At 68.6% G+C, this 25772-nt stretch carries 22 protein-coding genes; 11 read left to right on the plus strand and 11 right to left on the minus strand.

Going from position 1 to position 25772, the window contains the following annotated elements; all coding sequences use genetic code 11:
• Window positions 1-2: 2 nt before the first annotated feature.
• Complete coding sequence (locus P9K36_RS16050; protein WP_043353271.1) at window positions 3-878, minus strand: branched-chain amino acid ABC transporter permease; 876 nt, start codon at window positions 876-878, stop codon at window positions 3-5.
• Between the two features lie 7 nt (window positions 879-885).
• Window positions 886-2145 (minus strand): ABC transporter substrate-binding protein, encoded by a 1260-nt coding sequence (locus P9K36_RS16055; protein ID WP_043353273.1) that lies wholly within the window; start codon window positions 2143-2145, stop codon window positions 886-888.
• A 119-nt stretch (window positions 2146-2264) separates the two neighbouring features.
• Between P9K36_RS16055 and P9K36_RS16060 the strand changes: the two genes are divergently transcribed.
• The 5 genes from P9K36_RS16060 to P9K36_RS16080 all read left to right on the plus strand — a co-directional run bounded on the left by P9K36_RS16060 (window position 2265) and on the right by P9K36_RS16080 (window position 9598).
• On the plus strand, window positions 2265-2978 hold the full coding sequence (locus tag P9K36_RS16060) for a GntR family transcriptional regulator (RefSeq protein WP_043353275.1): 714 nt from the start codon (window positions 2265-2267) through the stop codon (window positions 2976-2978).
• A 2-nt stretch (window positions 2979-2980) separates the two neighbouring features.
• The gene (locus P9K36_RS16065) at window positions 2981-3748 is read left to right on the plus strand and encodes an SDR family oxidoreductase (protein WP_043380039.1); all 768 of its coding nucleotides are present in this window, start codon (window positions 2981-2983) and stop codon (window positions 3746-3748) included.
• Window positions 3749-3904: 156 nt separating this feature from the next.
• Window positions 3905-5710: an IlvD/Edd family dehydratase gene (locus P9K36_RS16070; protein WP_278305494.1), complete on the plus strand. Its 1806-nt coding sequence runs from the start codon at window positions 3905-3907 to the stop codon at window positions 5708-5710.
• 198 nt (window positions 5711-5908) lie between these two features.
• Window positions 5909-8896: an FAD-binding and (Fe-S)-binding domain-containing protein gene (locus tag P9K36_RS16075; RefSeq protein WP_278305495.1), complete on the plus strand. Its 2988-nt coding sequence runs from the start codon at window positions 5909-5911 to the stop codon at window positions 8894-8896.
• Window positions 8897-8917: 21 nt separating this feature from the next.
• Window positions 8918-9598, plus strand: a complete 681-nt coding sequence (locus P9K36_RS16080; protein ID WP_043353288.1) for a GntR family transcriptional regulator — start codon at window positions 8918-8920, stop codon at window positions 9596-9598.
• 4 nt (window positions 9599-9602) lie between these two features.
• Here the strand turns inward: P9K36_RS16080 and P9K36_RS16085 are convergent, their stop codons facing one another.
• Both P9K36_RS16085 and P9K36_RS16090 read right to left on the minus strand, forming a co-directional pair.
• Entirely contained in the window at window positions 9603-10532 is a 930-nt protein-coding gene (locus P9K36_RS16085) for a class I SAM-dependent methyltransferase (protein ID WP_043353290.1), read from the minus strand.
• 185 nt (window positions 10533-10717) lie between these two features.
• Window positions 10718-11371 (minus strand): GntR family transcriptional regulator, encoded by a 654-nt coding sequence (locus tag P9K36_RS16090; RefSeq protein ID WP_278305496.1) that lies wholly within the window; start codon window positions 11369-11371, stop codon window positions 10718-10720.
• Window positions 11372-11565: 194 nt separating this feature from the next.
• Between P9K36_RS16090 and dctP the strand changes: the two genes are divergently transcribed.
• The 4 genes from dctP to P9K36_RS16110 all read left to right on the plus strand — a co-directional run bounded on the left by dctP (window position 11566) and on the right by P9K36_RS16110 (window position 15288).
• Complete coding sequence (gene dctP / locus P9K36_RS16095) at window positions 11566-12588, plus strand: TRAP transporter substrate-binding protein DctP (protein WP_043353295.1); 1023 nt, start codon at window positions 11566-11568, stop codon at window positions 12586-12588.
• Window positions 12585-13277, plus strand: a complete 693-nt coding sequence (locus P9K36_RS16100) for a TRAP transporter small permease (protein WP_043380051.1) — start codon at window positions 12585-12587, stop codon at window positions 13275-13277. The genes dctP and P9K36_RS16100 overlap by 4 nt, the downstream gene beginning before the upstream one ends.
• Window positions 13274-14626 carry a TRAP transporter large permease gene (locus tag P9K36_RS16105; protein ID WP_043356157.1) on the plus strand — a complete coding sequence of 451 codons (1353 nt, stop codon included), beginning with the start codon at window positions 13274-13276 and terminating at the stop codon, window positions 14624-14626. Before P9K36_RS16100 ends, P9K36_RS16105 begins: the two co-directional genes overlap by 4 nt.
• A 194-nt stretch (window positions 14627-14820) precedes the next feature.
• Window positions 14821-15288, plus strand: a complete 468-nt coding sequence (locus tag P9K36_RS16110) for a YbaK/EbsC family protein (RefSeq protein ID WP_278305497.1) — start codon at window positions 14821-14823, stop codon at window positions 15286-15288.
• Window positions 15289-15297: 9 nt separating this feature from the next.
• On the opposite strand, the gene P9K36_RS16115 is transcribed toward P9K36_RS16110, so the two are convergent.
• The 4 genes from P9K36_RS16115 to P9K36_RS16130 form a co-directional block, all read right to left on the minus strand.
• Window positions 15298-16110 (minus strand): enoyl-CoA hydratase/isomerase family protein, encoded by an 813-nt coding sequence (locus tag P9K36_RS16115; RefSeq protein ID WP_278305498.1) that lies wholly within the window; start codon window positions 16108-16110, stop codon window positions 15298-15300.
• Between the two features lie 24 nt (window positions 16111-16134).
• On the minus strand, window positions 16135-17355 hold the full coding sequence (locus tag P9K36_RS16120) for a CoA transferase (protein ID WP_278305499.1): 1221 nt from the start codon (window positions 17353-17355) through the stop codon (window positions 16135-16137).
• Between the two features lie 6 nt (window positions 17356-17361).
• Window positions 17362-18654 (minus strand): MFS transporter, encoded by a 1293-nt coding sequence (locus tag P9K36_RS16125; RefSeq protein ID WP_043380055.1) that lies wholly within the window; start codon window positions 18652-18654, stop codon window positions 17362-17364.
• A gap of 215 nt (window positions 18655-18869) precedes the next feature.
• On the minus strand, window positions 18870-20120 hold the full coding sequence (locus P9K36_RS16130; RefSeq protein WP_043380057.1) for an MFS transporter: 1251 nt from the start codon (window positions 20118-20120) through the stop codon (window positions 18870-18872).
• A 501-nt stretch (window positions 20121-20621) separates the two neighbouring features.
• On the opposite strand from P9K36_RS16130, the gene P9K36_RS16135 reads away from it, so the two are divergent.
• Entirely contained in the window at window positions 20622-21557 is a 936-nt protein-coding gene (locus P9K36_RS16135; RefSeq protein ID WP_043758118.1) for a L,D-transpeptidase, read from the plus strand.
• A gap of 61 nt (window positions 21558-21618) precedes the next feature.
• On the opposite strand, the gene glpX is transcribed toward P9K36_RS16135, so the two are convergent.
• The 3 genes from glpX to P9K36_RS16150 form a co-directional block, all read right to left on the minus strand.
• Complete coding sequence (glpX, locus tag P9K36_RS16140; protein WP_043345791.1) at window positions 21619-22602, minus strand: class II fructose-bisphosphatase; 984 nt, start codon at window positions 22600-22602, stop codon at window positions 21619-21621.
• Window positions 22603-22747: 145 nt separating this feature from the next.
• Window positions 22748-24064: a homoserine dehydrogenase gene (locus tag P9K36_RS16145; protein WP_278305500.1), complete on the minus strand. Its 1317-nt coding sequence runs from the start codon at window positions 24062-24064 to the stop codon at window positions 22748-22750.
• Window positions 24065-24173: 109 nt separating this feature from the next.
• Window positions 24174-24860, minus strand: a complete 687-nt coding sequence (locus P9K36_RS16150; RefSeq protein ID WP_278305501.1) for a ceramidase domain-containing protein — start codon at window positions 24858-24860, stop codon at window positions 24174-24176.
• Window positions 24861-24955: 95 nt separating this feature from the next.
• Between P9K36_RS16150 and xth the strand changes: the two genes are divergently transcribed.
• On the plus strand, window positions 24956-25750 hold the full coding sequence (gene xth, locus P9K36_RS16155; protein WP_075380449.1) for an exodeoxyribonuclease III: 795 nt from the start codon (window positions 24956-24958) through the stop codon (window positions 25748-25750).
• Window positions 25751-25772: the final 22 nt, after the last annotated feature.

The following is a 25772-nucleotide window of genomic DNA, read 5'->3' on the forward strand; positions in this document are numbered from 1 at the left end:
GCTCACTCGAACCGGGCGATGTGCTCGCCGAACAGGCCGCGCGGGCGCAGCAGCAGGACGAGCACCATGAGGGCGTAGACGGCGGCCTCGGTGGCCGGCGGATAGGCGTAGGCGGTGAGGCCCCGGACCACGCCGACGATCAGCGCGGCGAGCACCACCCCCCAGAAAGAGCCGAGGCCGCCGATCACCACCACCACGAAGGCGAAGGTGAGGATCTCGGCGCCCATGGCGGGCTGGACCCCTGTGACCGGGGCCATCATGGTCCCGGCCAGCGCCGCGAGCCCCACCGCGATGGTGACAACGGCGGTCATGTAGGGCCGGAGCGAGATGCCGAGGGCCGCGACCATGTCGGGGTTCTGCACGCCGGCCCGGACCACGCGCCCGAAGCTGGTGCGGGTCAGGAGCAGCCAAAGGCCGGCCACGCAGGCCACAGCCACCACGAGAATCGAGAGCCGGTAGCGCGAGTAGATCAGGTCGCCGATGAAGACCTGACCGCGCAGCCATGTCGGGATCCCGAACGGCACCGGCGCCGCCCCGAAGGCCATGCGCAGGGCCTGCTCGGCCACCATGGCGAGTCCGAATGTGAGGAGCAGACCGAGGGTCGGATCGCCGCGATAGAAGCGCCGCAACAGGAAGCGCTCGATCACGAGCCCGAGCACCCCCACCGCCAGGGGAGATGCGATGAGGGCGCCGCCGAAACCGATCGAGGGCGTCAGCAGCACGGTCAGGTAGGCGCCGATGGCGTAGAAGGCACCGTGGGCGAGGTTCACGATGCCGCCGAGGCTGAAGATCAGCGACAGGCCGAGCGCGATCAGCAGATACTGCACGCCGATCAGCAGGCCGTTGAGCACCTGCTCCAGGATGAAGACGAGCTGCATGACGGCCTCACGCCGGGAAGGTGCAGGCGTTCTCGTCACGGGTGGTGGCGAGAACCTCCAGGCTCTCGCCGGGACCGGGGAGCGGCCCGGTCGAGGTGAAGATGTCGTAGGGGTTCTTGACCTGATCCGCCGGCAGGGCGGTGATCGCGAACATCTCCTGCATCAATTCGTGGTCCCAGGGGCGGAAATAGCCCTCGCGGACCTTGGCGATGTCGAACTTCGCGCCCGATTCCAGGTGCTCGACGACCTTGATCGACTCGGTCGCCTTCAGCTCGTTCATCGACTGCGCAACGATCTTGAGCGCGGTGTAGTCACCCCAGCCCTGGTTCTCCGGCGGCTTCTTGTACTTGGCCTTGAAGGCGGCGACGAACGTCTTCGCCGAGGGCGAGTCGATCTGGTGATGCCAGATCACCGGCCAGGTTCCGAGGAAGTTGCCGGGCCCGGCACCCCAGGCGAGCGCCGTGTCGAAGCCGAAGCCGGCGACCGGGAACGGCAGGCCGAACTCGCTGTATTGCTTGAGGAAATTGGTGATCTGCGCGCCCGCGAGGTTGCAGATCACGAGGTCCGGCTTGGCCTGACGGAGCTTGAGCAGGAAGGGCGAGAAGTCCGTGAGCTCGGTGGGGATCAGATCCTCGCCGACGAGCGTCGCGTCGTTGGCCGCGAAGTATTTCTTGGCCTGCTTCAACAGGTCGTGGCCGAAGGCGTAGTCGGCCGTGAGCGCGTAGACCTTGCGACCCTTGATCAGGCCTCGGTCGAGCAGCGCCCGCCCGCAGGCGCGCACCATCATGGTGTTCTGCGATTCGACGTGGAACATGAAGCGCTTGCAGTCGGAGCCGCGCAGCGCGTCCGAATTGGCGCCGGTGTTGATGAACAGGATCTTCTCCCGCTGAGCCACCTGGCTGATCGCCAGCGCCGAAGCCGAGTTGATCTCGCCGACGAGGCACGCCACGCGGTCCCGCTGGACCATGCGCTCGGCCTTGGCCGAGGCGGTCTGCGGGTTGACGCTGTCCTCGGAGAGAAGCTCGACCTTCCGACCCGCGATGCCACCCGCGGCATTGATCTCCTCGACCGCGAGCTGCGCCGCCTGCACGGCGAACTCGCCGAGCGGTCCGAGGAAGCCGGTCCGCGGCGTCAGGTGCCCGATCCGGATCACGTCCGACTGACCCTGCGACAGGGCCGGGCTCGCAAGAGCCGGCGCGAGAAGCGCCGCGCCGCCGGCTTTCAGAAGGCTGCGGCGAGAAAGGGAATCCCCGAACCGGTCCGTCATCGTTCCGCTCCCGTGCGTTTCCTCCAGCCGGGTTGTTGTTGTGGGCTCTGGCGGCCCTCACCCAAACTGTGATCACAGATCACTAGCGCGATAGTGCCGGATCCGTCTAGGGTCGGCATATGAATTCCACATCGGTCCTTGCCGAACTGCCTCTGCTCGAACGGCGGACCCTGTCCGACACCGTCTACGAAGCGCTGTCGGACCTCCTGGCCTCGGGACGGCTGGCGCCGGGCGACCGGCTGTCCCTGCGCCAGAGCGCGGCGGCGCTCGGCGTCTCGGTCATGCCGGTCCGCGAGGCGGTGAGCCGTCTGGCGGCGGACGGCGTGCTGGAAGTGGCTCCGAACCGAGTGATCCGGGTGCCGGTCATGAGCGCGGACGCCTTCCGGGCCCTGGTCGAGACCCGCATCGCCGTGGAGGGCATCGCCGTGGCCCGTGCGGCCGAGCTAAGGACCGCCACGGAACTCGCAGCGATCCGGCGGACCGAGGCCGCGTTCCGGGCGGAAGCGGAGGCGGCAGAGCCCGACAGGGCGCGCGCGGTGCAACTCAACCGCGATCTGCATTTCGCGATCTACGGTGCCTGCGGACTCGGTCCCCTGCAGGAGATCATCGCCCGGCTCTGGCTGAAGGCGGGCCCGGTGATCAATCTGGATCTGCGCGCCCATCCGGAGCGGCTGCGCCAGGGTTTCGCGCTTCGGCGGCACGCCGAGGCCGTGGTGGCGATCGAGAACCGGGACGGCGCGGCCGCCGCCGCCGCGATCGCGGCCGACATCCGGGAAGCCGCGGAGTTCATCTTGACCCGCGGCGGATTGCGGGACGTTCAGGGAGAGGACTGATTATGGATCTGGGGATTGCCGGCCTGCGTGTCCTGGTGACGGCGGGTGCTGCCGGAATCGGCCGCGGGATCGTCGAGGCCTTCCTGGAGGAAGGGGCGCGTGTCTTCGCCTGCGACGTAGACAGCGAGGCCCTGGCCGGTCTGCCGGACGCGGTCGGCCGTATCCGGACCGATGTCGCCGACCGCGATGGCGTCGCCACGATGATGGACCGCGCGGTCGAGTTCCTCGGTGGCCTCGACGTGCTGATCAACAATGCCGGCATCGCCGGCCCGACCGGCCGGGTCGAGGAGATTGCCCCCGAAGAGTGGGACCGATGTCTCACCGTGTGCCTGACCAGCCAGTTCAACTGCGCGCGCCTCGCGGTGCCCCATCTGCGCCAAAGCCCGAATGCCTCGATCGTCAATCTGTCCTCGGCGGCCGGCAAGTTCGGCTTCGCCCTGCGCAGCCCCTACGCGGCGGCCAAATGGGGGGTCATCGGCTTCACCAAGTCTTTGGCGATCGAACTCGGCGGGTCCGGCATCCGGGTGAATGCGATCCTGCCGGGCTTGGTGGCCGGCGACCGGCAGCGCCGGGTGCTCGAATCGAAGGCCCAGCAGCAGGGCACGAGCTTCGCCGAGATGGAAGCCCGCGCCTTCTCGTTCGTTTCGGTCAAGGACTACGTCACCGCCCGGCAGCTCGCCGACCAGATCCTGCTGCTTTGCTCGCCCCGCGGCCGGACCATCTCGGGTCAGGCCATTTCCATCGACGGTGACACGCGGATGCTGTCCTGAAATCAATCCAGCGCCGATGAGGCTGCCCTGCCTGATGCGCCGGAGTATCCCAAGACCGAGTCCGGGGCGCCGCGACCGCGGTCGCGCGTCCTGCGGCCGCTGCCGAAGACAGGAGCCGGACCGTCCGCGCCGGCCACAGGATGCGAGGAAGCGACCATGAGCGACAAACGCCGGATCACGCCATCTGACCTGCGCTCCAAGGCGTGGTTCGACAACCCGCACAATCCCGGCATGACCGCGCTCTATCTGGAGCGATACCTCAACTATGGACTGACGCCGGAGGAGTTGCGTTCGGGCAAACCTCTGATCGGCATCGCCCAGACGGGGTCCGACCTGTCTCCCTGCAACCGCCACCATCTCGAACTCGCCAAGCGGGTCCGGGAAGGCATCACGGCGGCCGGCGGCGTTGCCTTCGAATTCCCCTGCCATCCGATTCAGGAAACCGGCAAGCGTCCGACCGCGTCCCTCGACCGAAACCTCGCCTACCTGTCCCTGGTGGAGGTGCTGTACGGCTATCCCCTCGACGGCGTCGTCCTGCTCACCGGCTGCGACAAGACCATGCCGGCCTGTCTGATGGCGGCGGCCACGGTCAACATCCCGGCGATCTCGCTGAATGTCGGGCCGATGCTCAACGGCTACTTCCACAAGGAGCTGACCGGCTCGGGCACGATCGTCTGGAAGGCCCGGGAGCGGCACGCGGCGGGAGACATCGACTTCCAGCAGTTCATGGACATCGTCGGATCCTCGGCGCCGTCCACGGGCCACTGCAACACGATGGGCACGGCCTCCACGATGAACGCGCTCGCCGAGGCGCTCGGTCTCGCCCTGCCCGGCTCGGCGGCGATCCCGGCCCCCTACCGCGAGCGCGGGCAAGCCGCCTACGCCACCGGCCAACGCATCGTCGAGATGGTCTGGGAGGACCTCAAGCCCTCCGACATCCTCACCCGCGAAGCCTTCGAGAACGCCATCGTGGCCAACGCGGCGATCGGCGGCTCGACCAACGCGCCGATCCACATCAACGCCATCGCGAAGCATATCGGCGTTCCGCTGACCTGCGACGACTGGGAGCGGGTCGGATTCGAGATCCCTCTCCTGGTGGACATGCAGCCCGCCGGACGCTGGCTCGGCGAGGAGTACTTTCGCGCCGGCGGCCTTCCGGCGGTCTTCGCGGAGCTGATCGACGCCGGGAAGGTCCACGAGGGCGCCCTGACCTGCAACGGCCGAACCGTGGGCGAGAACTACCGCGGCCGGCACAGCTGGAACCGCGACGTGATCCGCGCCTATGGCGCGCCGCTGATGGAGCGCGCGGGCTTCCTGAACCTCAAGGGTAGCCTGTTCGATTCGGCGATCATGAAGACCTGCGTGATCTCCGAGGAGTTCGCGGCCCGCTACCTGCGCAATCCGAACGACCCGATGGCCTTCGAGGGGCGCGTCATCGTGTTCGACGGACCGGAGGACTACCACACACGGATCGACGACCCGGCGCTCGACATCGACGAGAACACGATCCTGATCATGCGCGGAGCCGGACCGATCGGCTATCCCGGCGCCGCCGAGGTGGTGAACATGCAGCCGCCGGGATCGCTGATCCGGCGCGGTGTCACCGCACTGCCCTGCATCGGCGACGGCCGGCAATCCGGCACCTCCGGGACGCCCGCCATCCTGAACGCCTCGCCCGAGGCGGCCGCCGGGGGCGGGTTGGCCCTGTTGCAGACCGGCGACCGTATCCGCATCGATCTCAATCGCCGGAGCGCCGACATCCTGCTCCCGGCCGAGGACCTCGCCCGCCGGCGCGCGGATCTGGAGTCGCGCGGCGGCTATCCCTACCCGGCGACCCAGACTCCGTGGCAGGAGATCTATCGCGATCAGGTCGATCAGCTCGATCAGGGCATGGTGCTCAAGGGCGCGGTGAAGTTCCAGAAGGTCGCGCAGGTCTCCGGAGTGCCGCGGGACAACCACTGAGGCCTGTTCCCCGGGTCGGCCGCGGGGTTGAAACATGCGGTGTCCTGAGCAACCCTTGCGACGGCCCTTCGGGCCTACGGCTGCACAGGGCATCGCGAGCCCGCTCTCCAGCGCGACAGCGCGGCCAATTTGCTCCGCACTGAATTTTGAATACATTTCCCGTCAGGTGGGCATGTCCCATCACGGGAGGGATCGATCGTGACGGAAGCGAGGGCGCATGCGCCGGCGCCGCGGGCCGCGGCGCGCCTGGAAGCCGGATTGCCGCGCAGGCTGGCGGAGCAGCTCCAGGGCGAGGCGCGGTTCGACGCGTTCACGCGCGGACGCTACAGCACGGACGCGTCGATCTACCAGATCATGCCGGCCGGCGTGGTGCTGCCGCGCTCCGCGGCCGACATCGCCGCAACCCTGCGCATCGCCGCCGAACACGGCGCGCCGGTGATCCTGCGCGGCGGCGGCACGTCGCAGAACGGCCAGCCGATCGGGTCGGGCCTGGTGGTCGACTGCTCGCGGTACTTCAACGGCGTCCGGGCCTACGATCCGGAGGCGGGCACGATCACGGTCGAGCCCGGCATGGTGCTGGAGCGGCTGAACGCCCGGGTGAAGGCCGACGGATGGTTCTTCCCCGTCGAGCCCTCGACGGCGACCCGCTGCACCATCGGCGGCATGGCGGGCAACAATTCCTGCGGCGCCCGCTCCCTGCGCTACGGCAAGATGAGCGACAACGTCCTGGCGATGGAGGCGCTGTTCCACGACGGCGAGGCCTTCGGCTTCGGACTGACCGGTGACGTCCGGTCGGGCGTGAACGGCTCGGATCGGGCGGCGGCGCTGGCCGCGAGGATGCGCGGCCTCGCCGAGGATCACCGCGCCGAGATCGAGGCGCGCTTCCCGAAGGTCCAGCGCCGCGTCGGCGGCTACAACCTCGACGCGCTGATCGAAGCGCAGCCGAACCTCGCGCACCTGCTCGTCGGATCCGAGGGCACGCTGGCCGCGACCACGGCGGTGACGCTGAAGCTCTCGCGCCTGCCGACGCACCGGGTGATGGGCGTGTGCCACTTCCCATCCTTCCGGGCCGCCATGGAGACGACCCGGCACATCGTCGGCCTGGACCCGGTGGCGGTCGAGCTCGTCGACAACAACGTCCTCGTGCTCGGCGCCGATATCCCGCTGTTCCGCACGACGCTGGCCGACATCACCCGCGGACAGCCGAACTGCCTGCTGCTCACCGAATTCGCCGGCGACGACCTCGCCGCCGTGACGCGCGACCTGAAGCGCCTCGACGCCTGCATGGCCGATCACGGCTTCCCGGACGCCGTCGTGGAGGTGATCGAGCCCGCCCGCCAGAAATCGGTGTGGGAGGTTCGCGAGGCCTGCCTCAACATCATGATGTCCATGAAGGGCGACGCCAAGCCGGTCTCCTTCATCGAGGATTGCGCCGTCCCGCTGGAGCACCTCGCCGATTACACAGACGCGGTCACGGCGGTCTTTGCCAAGCACGGCACCCGCGGCACGTGGTACGCCCACGCCTCGGTGGGCTGCCTGCACGTTCGCCCGATCCTCGACATGAAGGAGGCTGGCGACGTCCGCCGGATGCGCGCGATCGCGGAAGAGACCTCCGAGCTGGTGCGCCGCTACAAGGGGTCGTATTCCGGCGAGCACGGCGACGGCATCTCACGCTCGGAATACATCGAGCCGCTGTTCGGCTCGGTCCTGACGCGCGCCTTCGAGGACGTGAAGGACGCGTTCGATCCCGAGAACCGCCTGAACCCCGGCAAGATCGTGCGCCCGCTCGCGATGGATGACCGGTTTCTGTTCCGCTTCAAGCCCGACTACACGGTGACGGAGCCGATGAAGCCGGCGCTCGACTGGTCGGATTGGGGCGGCTTCGGCTCCGCCGTCGAGATGTGCAACAACAACGGCACCTGCCGGAAGCTCGCCGGCGGCGCCATGTGCCCGTCCTACCGGGTGACGGGGGAGGAACAGCACCTCACGCGCGGCCGCGCCAATTCCCTGCGGCTCGCCATCTCGGGCCAGCTCGGCAAGGAGGCCTTCACCAGCCCGGAGATGAAGCGGACTCTCGATCTCTGCGTCTCCTGCAAGGCCTGCCGCCGGGAATGCCCGACCGGCGTGGACATGGCCAAGATGAAGATCGAGTTTCTGCACCATTACCACGCCCGCCACGGGCTGCCGCTCCGCGAGCGGCTCATCGCCATGATGCCGCTCTATGCCGGAGCGGCCGCGAAGCTCGCGCCGATCCTCAACCTGCGCGACCGGTACCCGGCCCTCGCGGCCCTGTCGGAGCGCGTCGCCGGCCTGTCGGCCAGGCGCTCGTTGCCGCGCTGGCGTCGGCCCTGGAGCGAGCAGGGCGAACCCGCGCATACCCACGACGTCGCGGGGGATTTCCGCGACGTGATCCTCTTCGGCGACACCTTCAACCGCGCCTTCGAGCGGGAGAATCTCGAGGCGGCCGAGCGCGTGCTGCTGGCCGCGGGCTATCGGCTGCATCGGGTCTATCCGGCCCGCGGCCGGCGCCCGCTCTGCTGCGGCCGGACGTGGCTCTCCGCCGGCCAGACGGACCGGGCCCGGCTGGAGGCGCGCCGAACCCTCGACGCGCTTCTGCCCTTCGTCCGCGCGGGCGCGCGGGTCGTCGGCCTGGAACCATCCTGCCTGCTCACGTTCCGGGACGAGTTCACAGCGCTCCTCCCCGGTGCAGATTCGGCGCTTCTGGCGCGGCAGTCCGTCCTGTTCGAGGAGCTGCTGGCCGCAGACCTGACGGCGGGCCGGATCGCGCTACCGTTCGCGGACCAGGGCGGGCGCGTCGCGCACCTGCACGGCCATTGCCACCAGAAGTCGTTCGGCGTGATGGGCTCGGTGGAGACGGTGCTCCGGGCCGTGCCGGGGCTCGACCTACGGGTCGTCGAATCGAGCTGCTGCGGCATGGCCGGCGCCTTCGGCTATCGGCCGGAATCCATCGAGACATCCTTCGCCATGGCAGAGCTGTCGCTGTTCCCGACCCTGCGCGCCGCCGGGCCGGACGATCTCGTGATCGCCGACGGGACGAGCTGCCGACATCAGATTCACGATGGCCTCGGTCTCGAGGCGGAACATGTGGCTCGCGTTCTCGATCGAGCCCTCGTGCCTCGACACTCCATTGCCGGAGACTTACACATACACAACAGGTCGCACTGATCTGGTTTGTGTCGGGGGACCATGAACAAGATCGAGCCCGGGATCGGCATCAGCCGCCGCTACCTCCACGACGAGGTCGCGGACCGGATGCGGGAGCTGATCCGGTCCGGGGAGATGGAGCCGAAGGCCCGGATCAACGAGAGCGAGCTGACGGAGCGCTTCGGGATCTCGCGGACCCCGCTCCGCGAGGCGATCAAGATCCTGGCGACGGAAGGGCTGCTCGAACTGCTTCCGAACCGCGGGGCGCGGGTCGCCAGCATCTCGGAGACCGAGCTCGAGGAAATGATGGAGGTGATCGCCGGGCTCGAGGCGACCGCCGGGGACCTGGCCTGCCGCACCATCACCGACGCCGAGATCGACGCCCTCGCGGTCGACCACGACGCGATGGTGGCGGCCTGGCAGTCGGGCGACGAGGCGGGCTACTTCAGCCACAATCGCCGGATCCACGAAGGCATCATGGCGGCCAGTCGCAACGTCATTCTGGCGAATATCTACGAGAGCCTGTCCGGCCGGATCCAAAGGTCGCGGTATTCCGCGCACCAGACCCCGGATCAGTGGGCCCGCGCGGTCTCCGAGCACGAACGGATGATCGAACTCCTCCGTGCTCGGGACGGCGCTGCCCTGGCCGTCCTGATGCGCGAGCATATCCGCGGGAAGAAGTCCGTCATCGCCGCCAATTACGGCGCGGCGGAGGTTGCCTGAAGGCTCAGCCCGGCATCCCCGTCATCTCGAACCAGAACGACGCGCCCGGGGTGCGGGAATCGTTCGCGTAGAGGAACGGAATGTCCGGTCCGGTCGCGCGGGCGGCAAAGACCGTCTTCACCCGGGCGCTCATCGCCGGGTCCTGACAGATATACATCACCGGCACGGTCACGCGGAACGGCGGAGCGCCGCACAGCAGCATCGCGGCCAGAAGATACTGCTCGTTGTACAGGCGGCAATTCCAGGCTGACGGATAATCGTCCGGAATGAAGATGTCGTGGATCTGTACGATCACGCCCGGCGCGAGGCGCGGCATCACCTCGAAAAAGAACACCGTGACGTCGGAATTCGCGAAGGACCGATGCGATCCATCGAAGAACAGGATGTCGCCGGCCTTCAGTTCCTCGAAGATCTTCAGGTCGCAGGATTCCAGCGGGCTGCGGACGGTCCAGTCGCACAGGGCGTCGATCTCGCGGCGTGGCATCGGATCGATGGAGGTGATCCGCGTCGGCAGCTTCAGCGTGTCGATCGCGTGGCGCGCGAAGCAGGTCGAGCACCCGGAGCCGATCTCGAAGTATCGTTCAGGGCGCTTCCAGGCCAGCATCGTCAGCAGGGCGGCGCCGTCGAGGGCGGTGAACCACGTGTTGTTCCAGTGCGGTGCAGCCGAACCCGCAGCGTGGGCGTCGTGCGGGACGCTGTGGAGCAGGTCGGCCTGCGCTTCCAGGGCGGTGAGGAATGCCTCGTAGGCCGCATGGTTCTGGCCGAGGACGGCTTTGAGCCGGCCGTGCGGCGCCTGGCCCGGCTTCCATCGCGCGGACGGCACGACCGGATAGTAATCGTGGACCGTATGACTCCAGCGGAAGGCTTCGCCGCTCGCCCGGAAGATATCCACCCCCGCGCGTCGGCCGGCAGTCCTGACAACGTCCTTCAGCATGGTGCCTCCCGGGTTCCGGGTGAAGGATGCCGGGATTGCAACTTCTGGTCGAGTCCGGTGGACCACCTACGCAGTCCGACCTGATTTCACGGTTAGGAGGCGATGAAGACGCACCGGCTTCGCGGCCCGCTGCGGACGGTCTGCGCCGCGGGATGATTGTCAGGCACCCGGACAGGTCGAAGCTTTCAGGCCGCGCTCTGCGACCGCAACCCCGCGACCAGATCGGTGAACCGGTCACCCTGGACGATGACGTGGCTCCGGAGCGCCTCGGCCGCCCCGACTTCGTCTCCGGCGATGATGGCAGCGACGATCGCTTCGTGTTCGGCAAGCGATTGCGGCAGGCGCTGGCGCACGCGCAGCTGCAGACGCCGATACGGCGCGAGACGGCGGTGCAGGGACAGCGCCTGCTCCGCCAGGAAGGCGTTGCGGCTGGCCCGATACACCACCGTATGGAACACGTAATTCTCGGCGTAATAGGCCTCGGTATCCTCCGTCGACAGGGCCCCGCGGCAGCCTTCGAGGGCGGCGCGCAGCGCGGCGGCATCCTCGGCCACGAGGCGGCGTGCGGCGAGGCGACCGCACGCCGCCTCGATTTCCGCCATCGTCTCGAACATGGCCAGCAGCAGGTGTGGCTCGGGCGCACTGACGATGGCGCCGCGCCGGGGCTTCGTCTGGACGAGTCCGGTCACGGCGAGCTGCAGCAGCGCCTCGCGGATCGGAGTGCGCGAGACCCCGAAACGGGCCGCGAGCTGATTCTCATCGAGCCGCGATCCCAGCGCGAGTTCGCCCGCCACGATCTCGTCCTCGATTCGCTGCCGTAGCCGTTGCGCGTGGCTCATGCGCCTGGTTCCTCCCCCGATCGTCGGGCCGCGCGTCGTCCCGCCCGTTGAGGCCGGCGGATGTCCAACGCACGCGAACATTATGCTGGAGCATTGACAAAATATACAAGGCGGTTTTCCATGCATACAACGAAGCGCCCCACTATTGCGGCGCACAAAACTTTGCCGCGTTGTTTGCGGTGCGGGAGAAATCCATGACGCCAACTCGTCGCTCGCTGATCGCGGCCACGCTCGCGGCTCCGGCGGTCCTGCGGTTCGGGCTGGGCTCTGCCCAGGCCGCCACCACGCTGAAGCTGTCCCACCAGTTCCCGGGCGGCACCATCGACGAGGGCGATTTCCGCGACCGCATGTGCCGGAAGTTCGCCAAGATGGTCGGCGAGCGCTCGAAGGGCGCCCTGGACGTCCAAGTCTATCCCGGCTCCTCGCTGATGAAGACGAACGCCCAGTTCGGCGCGATGCGCAAGGGCGCCCTCGACATGTCGCTCTATCCGAGCCCCTATGCCGGCGGCGAGGTGCCGGAGCTGAATATCGGCCTGATGCCGGCGCTGGTGACGTCCTATGCCCAGGCGGTGGCCTGGAAGGCGGCGCCGGTCGGGCGCAAGCTCTCGGAAATCCTCGACGCCAAGGGGATCGTCCTGGTCTCGTGGGTCTGGCAGGCCGGCGGCGTCGCGAGCCGCGAGCGCGCTCTCGTTTCGCCGGCCGACGCCAAGGGCATGAAGGTCCGGGGCGGTTCGCGCGAGATGGACATGATGATGAAAGAGGCCGGCGCAGCCACCCTCTCCATCCCGTCGAACGAATCCTACGCGGCGATGCAGACCGGCGCCTGCGATGCGGTGATCACATCGTCCACCAGCCTGATTTCCTTCCGCCTGGAAGAGCTGTCCAAGGCCCTCACCTCGGGCCGCGAGCGCTCCTACTGGTTCATGCTCGAGCCGATCATGATGTCGAAGATCGTGTTCTCGGGCCTGCCGAAGGAGCAGCAGGACCTGATCATGGCGGTGGGCACCGAGCTGGAGGCCTTCGGCCAAGCCGGCGCCAAAGAGGATGACACCCGGGTCGAGGAGATTTTCTCCAAGGCCGGGGCCAAGGTCGTCCAGGTTGACGAGAAGTCGCTGGGTCAGTGGCGGGACCTCGCCCGCAACACGGCCTGGAAAGATTACGCCGCCAAGAACGCGAACTGCGCGGAACTGCTGAAGCTCGCGGAGCAGGTCGCGTGAGCCACGGCTTCGACGCGGCTACGGCCGCTCCGGAGGCGCGGGGCGCGGCCGAGCCGCGTTTGCCCGGCCTGCTCGGCGCCTTCGACCGGACGATGCGCCTGCTGAATCAAGTGATCCTGGCGGTCGGCGGCCTCTGCCTGGTGGCGGCCTGCCTCGTCCTGACCCACAGCGTGGTCGTCCGCTATCTCCTGAAGGAACCGACGGAGTGGCAGGACGAGATGGCGGTGTTCCTGATCATCGGGGCCACCTTCCTGTCGGCCGCCGGCGTCCAGGCCAAGCGCGGCCACGTCGCGATCGAGGCCCTGACCGGTCTCCTGCCGCCGGCCGCCAACCGCGTGCGCCTTCTGCTGGCCGACATCGTCAGCCTCGCCTTCTGCCTGTTCTTCGCCTGGAAGAGCTGGTCGCTGGATCACGAGGCCTGGGTCGACGGGCAGGTCTCGCAATCGACCTGGGGGCCGCCCCTCTGGATCCCCTATACGCTGATGTCCGTCGGGATGAGCCTGCTGTGCATCCAGTTCGTCCTCCAGATCGCCGAGGGCCTGGCCTACGGGCCGCGGGCCGCCGGCTGGGCACAGCCCAAGATCGGGCTCGGGGCCGACGTCAACCGCGACATGCACGGGGCGCCCGAGGTTGCGCCTCGAGGACCGGATCCGATGGGTCAGACCGTTTCCGCGAAGGTTGAACGATGAGCACGGCCGCGATCGGCTTCCTGTACGCGGGCGCGACCCTGGGTGCGATGCTCTCGGGCATCCCCATCGCCTTCGCCCTCGGCTTCGTGGCGCTCGCCTTCATGGTGGCGTTCATGCCCGGCGCCTCCCTCGATACGGTGGCGCAGAACGTCTACGAGGAGATGGCCTCCATCACCCTGCTGTCGATCCCGCTCTTCATCCTGAAGGGTGCGGCCATCGGCCGGTCCAAGGCCGGGCAGGACCTCTACTCGGCCATGCACGCCTGGATGCACCGCATCCCGGGCGGTCTCGGCATCGCCAACGTGTTCGCCTGTGCGCTGTTCGCCGCCATGGCGGGCTCGAGCCCGGCAACCTGCTCGGCGATCGGCTCGGCCGGCATCCCGGAGATGCGCAAGCGCGGCTACTCGCCGGGCTTCGCCGCCGGGATCATCGCGGCGGGCGGCACGCTCGGAATCCTGCTGCCGCCCTCGATCACCATGATCCTGTACGCGGTGGCGGCCGAGCAGTCGCTCGGACGCCTGTTCCTCGCCGGCATCGGACCCGGGCTGCTGCTCGTGGCCCTGTTCGCGGCGTGGTCGATCGTGCGCTTCCGCTCGGAATACGCCGCGGCCAAGGCCGTGATGGAGCGTGGCGGACCGGCCTCGCCGATCCTGGCCGACGATCAGTACAGCATGGCGCAGCGCTTCTCGACGCTGCCGCGGGTCCTGCCCTTCGTGGTCCTGCTCACCGGCGTGATGGTGGCGCTCTACGGCGGCTACGCCACGCCCTCGGAAACCGCGGGTCTCGGCGGCCTGATGGCGCTGGCGCTCATCGCCGCGATCTACGGCGTCTGGCGGTTCCGCGACGTCACGCCGATCCTGACCGCGACCCTGCGGGAATCGACCATGCTGATGCTGATCATCGGCATGTCGCTGCTCTACGCCTACGTGATGAGCTACCTGCACATCTCGCAATCGGCCGCCGCTGCGATCGTCGCGATGCAGCTCTCGCCCTGGCTGCTGCTGCTGACCATCCTGGCGTTGGTGATCGCGCTGGGCTTCTTCCTGCCGCCGGTCTCGATCATCCTGATGACGGCGCCGATCATCCTGCCGCCGCTCAAGGCCGCCGGCTTCGACCTCGTGTGGTTCGGCGTGGTGATGACCATCACCATGGAGATGGGCCTGATCCACCCGCCGGTGGGCCTGAACATCTTCGTCATCAAGAACATCGCCCCCGACATCCCGCTGTCGGACATCATCTGGGGGACGTTGCCCTTCGTGATCCTGATGGCGGTGGCGATCCTGATCCTGTGCCTCGTCCCGGGCATCGCCCTGTGGCTCCCGGACTTGCTGCTGGCGACCACACGGTAGGCGGACCGAAGCATCGATTCCTCAGGCAGGCCCTTCTCCGTCCGGGGAAGGGCCTGCCGCATGCCGGGGTGCAGCCGCGCGAGCGCCGCCTCCCACGCACCGGCGGGTCGCGTCCAGGCGATGGCTGAAGCGTGCCGGAGCGCCTATGGCAGCGGGCTTCCCGCACTGCCCTGATCGAAGCTTCGGAACGAATCATGAGTCTCGCATCCGTGCGCGCCTTCTTCGCCGAGAAGGCGCCCGACATCGCGGTCATCGAGCTCGAGGCCAGCACCGCGACCGTCGCCGAGGCGGCCGAGGGCCATGGCGTCGTCCCGGCGCAGATCGCCAAAACCCTGTCGATCCGCGTGGGCGATCATGTCGCTCTCGTCGTCACCCGTGGCGACGCGCGTCTCGACAACAGGAAGGCCAAGGCCGTCTTCGGCGGCAAGGTGAGGATGCTCGATCTCGGCGAGGTCGAAGCGGTCACCGGCCACCCGGTGGGCGGCGTCTGCCCGTTCGGCCTGGCCACGCCCCTGCCCGTCTACTGCGACGTCTCGCTCCAAGCGTTCGACGAGGTGGTGCCGGCCGCCGGCGGCACCCACAGCTCCGTGCGGATCGCGCCGACGCGGATGGCCGCGTTGACGGATGCCGCGTGGGTCGATGTCTGCGCGCTGCCGACCTGAGGGCTGCCCTCAGCGCCCGGTCCAGTTGGGCGGGCGCTTGCCCAGGAAGGCCTCCATGCCTTCGCGGAAATCCTGGCTCATGTAGCACATGAGGATCAGGTCATCGCCGGGATGTGGCGCGCCCTCGGCGACAGCCTCCTCCTCCGCCAGCCGCCGGAGCCCTTCCTTGGTCGCCTGCATGGTCAGCGGCGCGTGGTTGGCGAGGACCTGCGCCAGGGTATCAACCCGCTCGGTGAGCGCGGCGCAATCGGCGACCACTTCGCCGACGAGGCCGATGGCCAGCGCCTCCTCGGCCCCGACCAGGCGGGCGGTGAAGATGATGTCCTTCACCCGCGCCGGCCCGATCAGACCGGAAAGCCGCTTCAGATTGCCCTGGCTCAGGCAATTGCCCAGCGTCCGGGCGATGGGGAAGCCGAAGCGGGCATCGCGGGTGGCGATGCGGAGGTCGCAGGCCGCCGCGATGGCCGCGCCGCCGCCCGTGCACGCACCCGCGATGGCCGCGATGGTCGGAACCCGCAGCCGCTCCAGGGAGCCCAGCACCTTGTCCATGAACCGCTCGTAGCCCAGCGCATCCTCCGCCGTGCTGAAGCTGCGGAACTGGGCGATGTCGGTGCCGGCCGCAAAAGCCTTCTCGCCGGCACCGGTGATGATCAGCGCCTTGATGGCCGGATCGCCGGCGATCGCCTCGCAGCAGGTGATCAGGCCCTGATACATCGCGAAGGTGAGCGCGTTGCGGGCCTGCGGCCGATTCAGGACGATGCGGGCGATGCCGGCCTCATCGGTCGTGAACAGCAGTTCGTCGGTGGCGGGCGTGGCACTCATGCGCGGGGTCTCCGGGTGGCGGGGTCAGGCCGCGGTCTCGCGGACCACGCCGCGCGCGATCAGCGCGTCGATCTCGGCCGAGGCGTATCCGGCCTCCGCCAGGATCGCCCGGGAATGCTCGCCAAGCAACGGGGCCGGCCCATGCACGCGCCCCGGGGTCTCCGAGAACTTCACCGGCAGGCCGAGGGTCTTCATGCGGCCGACCCGCGGGTGTTCGACCTCCACCACCATCTCGCGGGCGAGGGCCTGCGGATCCCGGTGCATGGCGTTGACGTCGAGCACCGGCCCGGCCGGGACGCCGCCGGCTTCGAGCCGGGCGAGCCATTCGGCCGAGCTGTGGGCCCGGAAGACCGGTGCGAGGGTCGCGGCGAGTTCGTGCCGGTTGGCCATCCGGTCGCGATTCATGGCGAAGCGCGGGTCATCGGCGAGACTGTCGGCTCCGATCGCCTTCAGCAGGCGCAGCCAGTTGGTCTGGTTGGCCGCGCCGATGGTGATCCAGCCGTCGGCGGTCTCGAACGCCTCGTAGGGTGCGTTCAGCGGATGGGCCGAGCCCATCGGCCCCGGCGCGATCCCGGTCGCCATGGCGATGGCCGATTGCCAGTAGGTGTGGGTAATGCCCGCCTCGAACAGCGACGTGTCGACGGCCTGGCCCCGCCCCGTCCGGAGCCGGTTCGAATAGGCCGCCAGAACGCCCATGGCGGCCAGGATGCCGGCGGTGATGTCGGTGACCGGAGGCCCGCACTTCATCGGCGGCCGCCCCGGACCTTCGCCGGTGACCGACATGAGCCCGCTCATGCCCTGCGCCACGAGGTCGAATCCGGCCCGGTCGGCATAGGGCCCGGTGCGGCCGAAGCCGGACAGGGAGCAGTAGACGAGTTCGGGAAACTCCTCCCGCAACGTGTCGTAGCCGATCCCGAGGCGCTCCATCGTGCCGCCGCGGTAGTTCTCGATCAGCGCGTCGGCCCCCTTGAGCAGGCGGCGCAGGACCGCGACACCGTCCGGGTCCTTCAGGTCGAGACTGATGCCGCGCTTGCCGCGGTTCATCATCATGTAGGCGGCGCTCTCGCCTTCCAGGGCCGGCGGAACGGTGCGACGCGTGTCGTCGCCGTCCATCTTCTCGACCTTGATCACCTCCGCGCCCATGTCGGCGAGCATCAGCCCGCAGACCGGACCGGCCATGATGTGGGCGAGTTCGATCACCCGCATTCCGGCGAGCGGACCGGACCGTTTCATCGCTTCCGCCATCGCGCGCTACTCCCCGGCCGCCACGGAGCCCACGCGACCATCGAGTGGCGGGGCGGGATCCACGAATTCCCGCTCGGGGTGCATCGTGAAGGCCAGCGCCGCACCGAGCAGGCACAGGCCGATCGAACCGACGAAGGGCAGCGTCCAGCTCCCCGTCATGTCGACGATCACGCCGAAGACGATCGGCGAGACGATCGCGGCTACGGCCGAGCCGGTATTCATCAACCCGCTGGCGGTGCCGGCATATTTCGGCGCGATATCCATCGGCACGGACCAGATCGGCCCGATGACCAGCTCGGCGAAGAAGAAACCCGAGGACAGGAGCAGCGCCACCAGGGTCAGATCCCGCGTCATGAAAACGCCGGCGAGGCTCGCAGCGGCGCCGAGGAACCCGACGACGATCACCGACAGGCGGGCGAGCTTCACCTTGCCGGTCCGGTGCAGGATGGCGTCGCTCATCATGCCGCCAACCGTGTCGCCCACCACGCCGGCGAAGAACACGCCCGAAGCGAACAGCGCCGAGTTCTTCAGGTCGAGGCTGTAGTTCTCCTTGAAAAAGCTCGGCAGCCAGCCGAGGAACAGCCACAGGGTCCAGCCGTAGCAGAAATACGTGATGGTGACCGGCAGCATGCGGCGGGTCAGAGCGCCCCACGGGACGCTCTGCTTCGCGCCGACCTTGCGGGGCGGCGGCAGCGTGTCGAGTTCGGCCCGGGTGATCGCCGGATGGTCGGAGGGATCGTCGCGGAAATACAGCCACCAGATCGCCACCCAGATAAAGCTCACGGCGCCGAGGATCACGAAGCTGGTCCGCCACCCGAAATGGAAGATCAGGAAGGCGACGATCGGCGGCGCCACCGCGTTGCCGAGGCGCGCGAAGGCGTGGGTGATGCCCTGGGCGAAGCCGCGGCGGCCGGGCGCGGTCCAGTTCTGCATCGCGCGGGTGGCGGTGGGGAAGGTCGCGCCTTCGCCGAAGCCGAGCAGGACCCGGGCCAGGAACAGGCTCACCAAGCCACCGACCATTCCGGTCAGGATCGTCGCGGCGGCCCAGATCACGCCGCAGGCGAGCAGCGTGCGTCGGGCGCCGAACTTGTCGCCGACCGACCCGCCGATCACTTGGAAGATCGCGTAGGGATACGCGAAGGCCGACAGGATCAGACCGAAATCGGTCTTCGACATCCCGAAATCGCGCATGATCTCTGCGCCGGCGGTCGCGATGTTCACCCGGTCCAGATAGGTGATGAAATACATCACGCAGAGCAGGCCGAGCACGCCGTTCGTGGCGCTGATGCGCTTCGACATCGACCGTTCCTCCCATCGGGGCGCCGCCGCTGGCGGTCGCCGGGCGCCTCGGCTGATGGACCGGACGCTCTTTCATAATGCATTATTCAAACGCGTCGCGCGGCAGAACGCAACCGCCGACTTGTATCCGGCGCGCGATCGATCCGGTCGCCCCAACGGAAAACGGGGGCCGCCCGGGCCCCCGTTCTGGGTGATCGCGTTCGCGACGCGGGCTGTCAGGCCGTGACGGGCTGCAGCTGGTTCTGTTCGGCTTCGGTCGCTGTGCCCAGGGCCTTGCCGCGAGGCCCGACCCAGCTTCCGACCCACTTCCGCTGCCAGAGGGCGAGGCAGCCGAGCACGACCGCCGTGAAGGCGGCGTAGCCGATGAAGCCGATGGAGAACGACCCGGTATACTGCTTGGACAGGCCCATGACGTTCGGAAGGATGGCGCCTCCGAGGGCCCCGATCTCGCCGATCATCGAGCCGGCGACGGCGGTGTTGTTGGGCCACCGGAGGGGAACGAGCTGGAAGAGGGCGCCGTTGCCGGCCCCAAGCGCCGCGAAGCACAGCATGAACAGGATCGTGGTCAATGCCAGCGACGGGGTCGCCGTCAGGGACAGGAGCGTGGCGATCGCCGCGAGCAGCACCACCGACAGCACGGCGATCCCGCCCATCCGATCGGCGAAGTAGCCGCCGACGATCCGAATCCCCGAGCCCATGAAGGCTGCCAGCATGGTCAGGCGCCCGGCCTCGACCTTCGTCACGGCGAACTGCTCGTAGAAGAAGGTCGGCAGGAAGTTCGACAGGCCGATGAAGCCGCCGAAGGTGATGACGTAGATCAGCGAGAACGCCCAGCCGTCCTTGGTGAAGAGGCAGGAGACGTGTTCCTTGAACGACTGGTGCTCGCAATCCGGCGGCTCCTTGGCGAGCACGATCATGATCGCCAGCGGCAGGAGCATGACGATGCCGGCGAAGGCGTAGGTGGTCTGCCAGCCATAGGCCTGCGCCAGCGGCGGGGCGAACAGCACGGCCAGCACGGTGCCGGAGTTGCCGGCGCCCGCGATGCCCATCGCCAAGCCCTTGTGCTCCGGTGGGAACCATCCCGATCCGAGGGACAGTGCAACGCCGAAGGACGCGCCGGCGATGCCCAGCAGGACGCCCATGGCGAGCACGTCGTTGTAGGACGAGACGAAGAGATATCCGTAGGCCATCGCCAGCATGATCACGCTCATCTCGGTGATCGCGGCATTCTTGCGGCCGATATACTGGGCCAGAATTCCAAGCGGGAAGCGCATCAGCGCCCCGGCGAGGATCGGAAGGGAGATCATGAAGCCGGTCTGGGCCGGCGTGAGCTTGAAGGTCTCGGTGATGAACGGGCCCATGGCGCCGTTCAGGACCCAGATGGCGAAGCAGAAATCGAAATAGAGGAATGCCGCGAACAGCGTCGGGGGGTGACCCGACTTCATCACCGTTTTGAAGCTGGCCATAGCTGGTGCTCGTCGAAAGGAGGCGAACCGCTGCGCGGTCGCTCATGCCGGGGATCCGGACTCACACCGTCCGCTGTTTGGAGCGCCGTTGCTCCGCCGCCGCAGCAGGCGCGGCTGATCCGGCAATGCAGCATGCGTGCCACGTCGGGTTTGATGCGCGACGCGCCGATCGCCCCAAACGGTCGGACCCGGGATCGGTTCGGAATCGATCCAACCGCTGCCGTTCATCGAGGCAGGCCTGCCGAGTAAATGGGCGGCCGGACGGCGCCATCACGGATCGGTGAGCGCCGCAGCTCGTAATGGTTGCTGCATGCGCGCAACACAGGGGCGGAGAAACGGTCCGGAAGACCCAGTAAATTGCCTTCGATCACGGTCGGCAACTTGGCGGCAAAGCGTGAGTTTTGCTAAGCCCCGGGACGAGCTCCGCCGCGACTTCGTGCAGGCCCGCTCGATTGCGCGCCGCGGCAAGTCCCGGTGTCGCCTCCCGAGGAATTTCGATCCATGTCCGCCTCGATCCGTCGCCTTCTCCTGGCCGGCTTCACAGTCCTCGCCTTCGCCTCGACCGTTCACGCCCAGGGCCGCGGCCCGGTCGGCGATGCCGGCATCGACGGGTTCGGCGATGACGGCCAGCTCTATCAGGATCAGAGCGGTGCGCTCTATGTGCGTCGCGGCGGCCGCTACCTGCCCTATACGGGCCGCACGGATTTCGTGCGCCCCGCCCCGGCGGTCCAGGCGCCCGTCGCGCCTCCAGCCGCCAGCTTCGACCCCGACGCGACCGTCCCGGCCCGTCCGGGCGGGGCACCGCCCGCCGAAGGTCTTTCGCCCCTGGAAGCCGCGAAGGCGAAGGCCATCCTGCGCGCGCCCGACAACGAGCCGATCGATTACGCCAAGATCTATGGCCCGATCACCGACGACGTGTTCCCGGTGCAGGCGTTCAACTACAAGAAAATGAACCCGGCCTTCTTGCGCCAGGAGATCGCCTATCACGGGCCCTACGAGCCGGGGACGATCATCGTCGACCCGCGGGCCCACCAACTGACCCTGGTGGAGGGCAACGGCCGGGCCCGCCGCTACGGCGTCGGTGTCGGCAAGCAAGGCTTCTCGTGGTCGGGCACCGCGACGGTCAATTCCAAGCAGGCCTGGCCTGACTGGTATCCGCCCAAGGAGATGATCGCCCGCAGCCCGAAGCTCGCGAGCGAGGTCGACAAGCTGCAGAGCGGCCTCGGCGTCTCGGGCGGCCTGCGCAATCCCCTCGGCGCCCGGGCCATGTACCTCTGGCAGGGCAACAAGGACACGCTGTTCCGCATCCACGGGACTCTGGAGCCTTTCTCCATCGGCAAGAGCGTGTCGTCGGGCTGCATCCGCATGATCAACCAGGACGCGATCGACCTGTTCAGCCGCGTCAATGTCGGCACCAAGGTGGTCGTGCTGAATTGATGCCCGGCTGAACCGCGATCAGCCGCGCCGCCGGTAGAACCGGCGGCAGCGGCCTGCGGCTTCAGGTCAGGCCGCGGCGGTGCTCGCCGAGGATTCGCCGGACCGTGCCGGCCTCGGAACGGTAGACCAGCGTCTCGGTCTGGATCCGGTCCGGTCGGAATCGGACGCCCCGCAGAAGCGCCCCGTCCGTGATGCCCGTGGCGGCCACGATGACGTCGCCGCTCGCGAGGTCGGTCAGATCGTATTTCCGGTCGAGATCCTCGATGCCCATCTCGGCGGCCCGGCGCCGCCGGTCGGGGGTGTCGAGGATCAGGCGTCCCTGCATCTGGCCGCCGATGCAGCGCATCGCCGCGGCGGCCAGGACGCCTTCGGGAGCCGCCCCGGTTCCGAGATAGATGTCGATGCCCGTCTCCTCGGGGCTCGCGGTGAAGATGATCCCCGCGATGTCGCCGTCCGAGATCAGGCGGACCGCCGCGCCGGCCGCCCGCACCTCGGCCACGAGGGCGGCGTGCCGGGGCCGGTCGAGGATCAGGGCCGTGATCTGCTTCGGCTCGACCCCCTTGGCCCGGGCCAGGGCAGCGATGTTGTCGGTGGGACTGGCGTCGAGATCGACGAGACCCGGCGGATAGCCCGGCCCGATGGCGATCTTCTGCATGTAGACGTCGGGGGCCGCGAGGAGCGAGCCGCGCTCGGCCATCGCCATGACCGCGATCGCCCCGGGCATGTCCTTGGCGCAGAGGGTCGTTCCCTCCAGCGGATCCACCGCGATGTCGACCTCCGGCCCCTCGCCGAGACCGAGCTGCTCCCCGATGAACAACATCGGCGCTTGGTCGCGCTCCCCCTCGCCGATCACCACGGTTCCGCGGATGGGCAGGCTGTTCAGCTCGTCGCGCATCGCGTCGACCGCCGCCTGGTCCGCCGCCTTCTCGTCGCCCTGACCGCGCAATCGCGCGGCGGCGATGGCGGCGCGCTCCGTGACCCGGGCGAGTTCGAGGGCGAGCGTGCGCGGGACGCCGCGCGATGCCGACTTGGGGGCCTCAGCCATGGTTTCCTGCCTTTGTCCGAGCCCGATCTTGAGGTCGGATCCCGGGTGGACGCCGTCGAATGACGGCCGCCAAGCCTATACCCCTGTTCGCGGGCGCCCACTATCCTGCATCAGGGTCTCGCGGATCACCGTCCGGCATGCACTGTTATTCGCGCTCGATCCGGATCACCTGCGGCGGCTCCGCCAGCAGGCCGTCGGCGCCGATCGCGTCGAGGGCGTCCCGAATGTTACCCTCGGTCGCCGCATAGGTGATCAGCACCAGCGGCACGGGCCGTCCGGAGCGGCCGTGCGGATCCGTCTCCGCGCCCTCGATGCGGCGTTGCAGGATGCTCTCCAAGGATATCTCCCGCTCGGCCATCCGCTGAGCGACACCCGCCGCGACGCCCGGGCGATCATGGACGGTGAGGCGGATGTAGTAGCCGCCCTCGTGCCGCTGCATCTCCACGCGCTCACTGGGGCACATCGCGGCGGCCGGAATGCCGAAGGTCGGGCGGATCACGCCGCGCGCCACGTCGGCGATGTCGGCCACGACCGCGGAGGCCGTCGCCTCGCCGCCGGCACCGGGACCGATCAGCGTCAGCTCGCCCACCGCATCCGCGTCGATCGTCACGGCGTTGGTCACGCCCATGACCTGCGCGATGGCGGAGGATTTCGGCACCATCGTCGGGTGGACCCGCTGCTCGATGCCGGCCTCGGCCGCCTGCGCGACGCCGAGGAGCTTGATCCGGTAGCCGAGCTCGTCCGCCATGCGCAGGTCGAGAGGCTGCACCCGGGAGATGCCCTCCACCGACACGCCCTCGGAGTCGACTGCGGTCCCGAAGGCCAGGCTCGTCAGAAGCGCGAGCTTGTGGGCCGTGTCGAAACCTTCGACGTCGAAGGTCGGATCGGCCTCGGCGTAGCCCAGGGCCTGCGCATCCTTCAGGCAGGCCTCGAAGGTCAGGCCCTCGCGCTCCATGCGGCTGAGGATGTAGTTGCAGGTGCCGTTGAGAATTCCGTAGACGCGGGAGATCGTGTTGCCCGGCAGGCCCTCGCGGAGGGTCTTGATCACCGGGATGCCGCCGGCCACCGCCGCCTCGAAGGCGAGGGCTACGCCCTTGTCCTCGGCGCGCGTGGCGAGGGCGGCACCGTGGCGGGCAAGCAGCGCCTTGTTGGCGGTCACCACCGGCTTGCCGGCATCCAGCGCCGCCTCCACCACCGCCTTGGCCGGTCCTTCGGCGCCGCCGATCAGCTCGACCACGCAGTCCACGGAACCGGACCGGGCGAGCGCCACCGGATCGTCGAACCATTCGATGCCGGCGAGGTCGAGGCCGCGGTCCCGGGTGCGGTCGCGCGAGGACACCGCCGTGACGCGGAGATCGAGGCCCGCGGCGTTGAAGGCGGCGCGGCGGCGCTCGACCATCCGGACCACGGACGCACCGACGGTCCCGAGTCCGGCGATCCCGAGGCGAAAGCTCACTGTCATGACCCCTTCCGTACCCGGGCGACCGTGATGGGCCGGGCGCCCGATGCGGCGCACTTCTGCAAGAATTCCGCACCGCCCGCAAGGAAACGGCCCCGGATCGCCGGACGGCTCACCCGGCGGACTCGCGGTGCCGCACCGCCGTCGCCACCAGGGCGTAGAGGATGACGGCGTTCAGCACGTGCCAGAGCGGATGGGTGCCGGTCGGCAGAAGCGTGCAGGCGGCCTGATCGGCGGTCCGCGCGGCGAGCGAGATCAGGAACAGGAGGCCGATCCCGGCGAGCCGCCGCCCGGTCCCGAGAAAGCGCTCCTCCGGCCGACGCGTGACCGCGCCCGCAATCCCGAACAGCGCCAGCAGAGCGGGCAGGTAGTCGACCGATCCGTTGGTGAGCCGCGCGACGTCGAGGCCGGTAAGCCCGTCGAGCACGGGCGTGAGGGCGAAGCCGAGGAGCGCGAAGCCCCCCGTCGCCGCAGCGACCCGGATCGGCGCCAGCCTCAGGAATCGCCGCAGGGCGAGCGCGAGATACGCGTAGATGAACAGGGCGATCGGGATCACGTCGGCCAGCATCGACCAGTAGACCGCCAGCGTGTGAAACAGGAACGAGCCGATGCCCACCACCCCGACCAGGGCGGATAGGGCGAGGCCGGCTCGGTCCGGCGGCTCGGCTGCGGAAGCGCGTCGTGCAGCAGCGGCAGCCGCCACGAGGAAAGCCGCGTTCGACAGGGCGTTGGCCGGCTCGGCCCAGAATTGCGGACCGCCGCGCTCGCAATAGGCTCTCACCGGCTCGAACCAGTCCATCCGCCGACCCTAGATCCCCGTCCTTGCGCCGGGATGGCCTTGTCAGCGCGACGCGAAGCGCGGATGACGGCCCAGCGGCGACCGGAAGCGAGGCGATGCGGATCACCACCTGGAACGTCAATTCGATCAAGCAGCGGCTCCCGCATCTTCTCGCCTTCCTCGAGGAAGCGCGGCCCGACGTGGTCTGCCTGCAGGAACTCAAGTGTCAGGACGAGGCCTTCCCGCGGGCCGACATCGAGGCGGCGGGCTACACGGTCGAGACGCTGGGCCAGAAGGCCTATAACGGCGTGGCGCTCCTCGTCCGGGAACCGCTCACCCTCTCCGAGATCCGGCGCGGGCTTCCGGGCGATGCGTCGGACGAGCAGGCCCGCTACATCGAGGCTCTCATCTCCGGTGCGGAGACGCGCCCGGTCCGCGTGGCGTCGATCTATCTGCCGAACGGCAATCCGGTGGACAGCCCGAAATACGCCTACAAGCTCGCCTTCATGGAGCGGCTGCGGCTCCACGCCCGGGCACTCCTGCAGGACGAGATCGCGGTGGTGCTGGCGGGCGACTACAACGTCATCCCGGAACCTGCCGATGCGGCCGATCCGGAGGCTTGGCGCTCCGACGCGCTCTTTCTCGGGACGACCCGCGCGGCGTTCCGGGCGCTTCTCGCCGAGGGCTATACCGATGCGCTGCGCGCCTGCGACCCGCGCGATGGGCTCTACACCTTCTGGGATTACCAGGCCGGCTGCTGGCAGCGAAATGCCGGGATCCGCATCGATCACGTGCTGCTGTCGCCCCAGGCCGGCGACCGCCTGGTCTCGGCCTCGGTCCAAAAGCATCTGCGCGGGCTCGACAAGCCGTCCGATCATGTGCCGGTGACGGTGGAACTGACGGCCGGCTGAAAAGATAACCCATGTTGGCGGG

It is taken from the genome of Methylobacterium sp. 391_Methyba4, assembly GCF_029691625.1.
GTDB classification, from domain to species: domain Bacteria; phylum Pseudomonadota; class Alphaproteobacteria; order Rhizobiales; family Beijerinckiaceae; genus Methylobacterium; species Methylobacterium fujisawaense.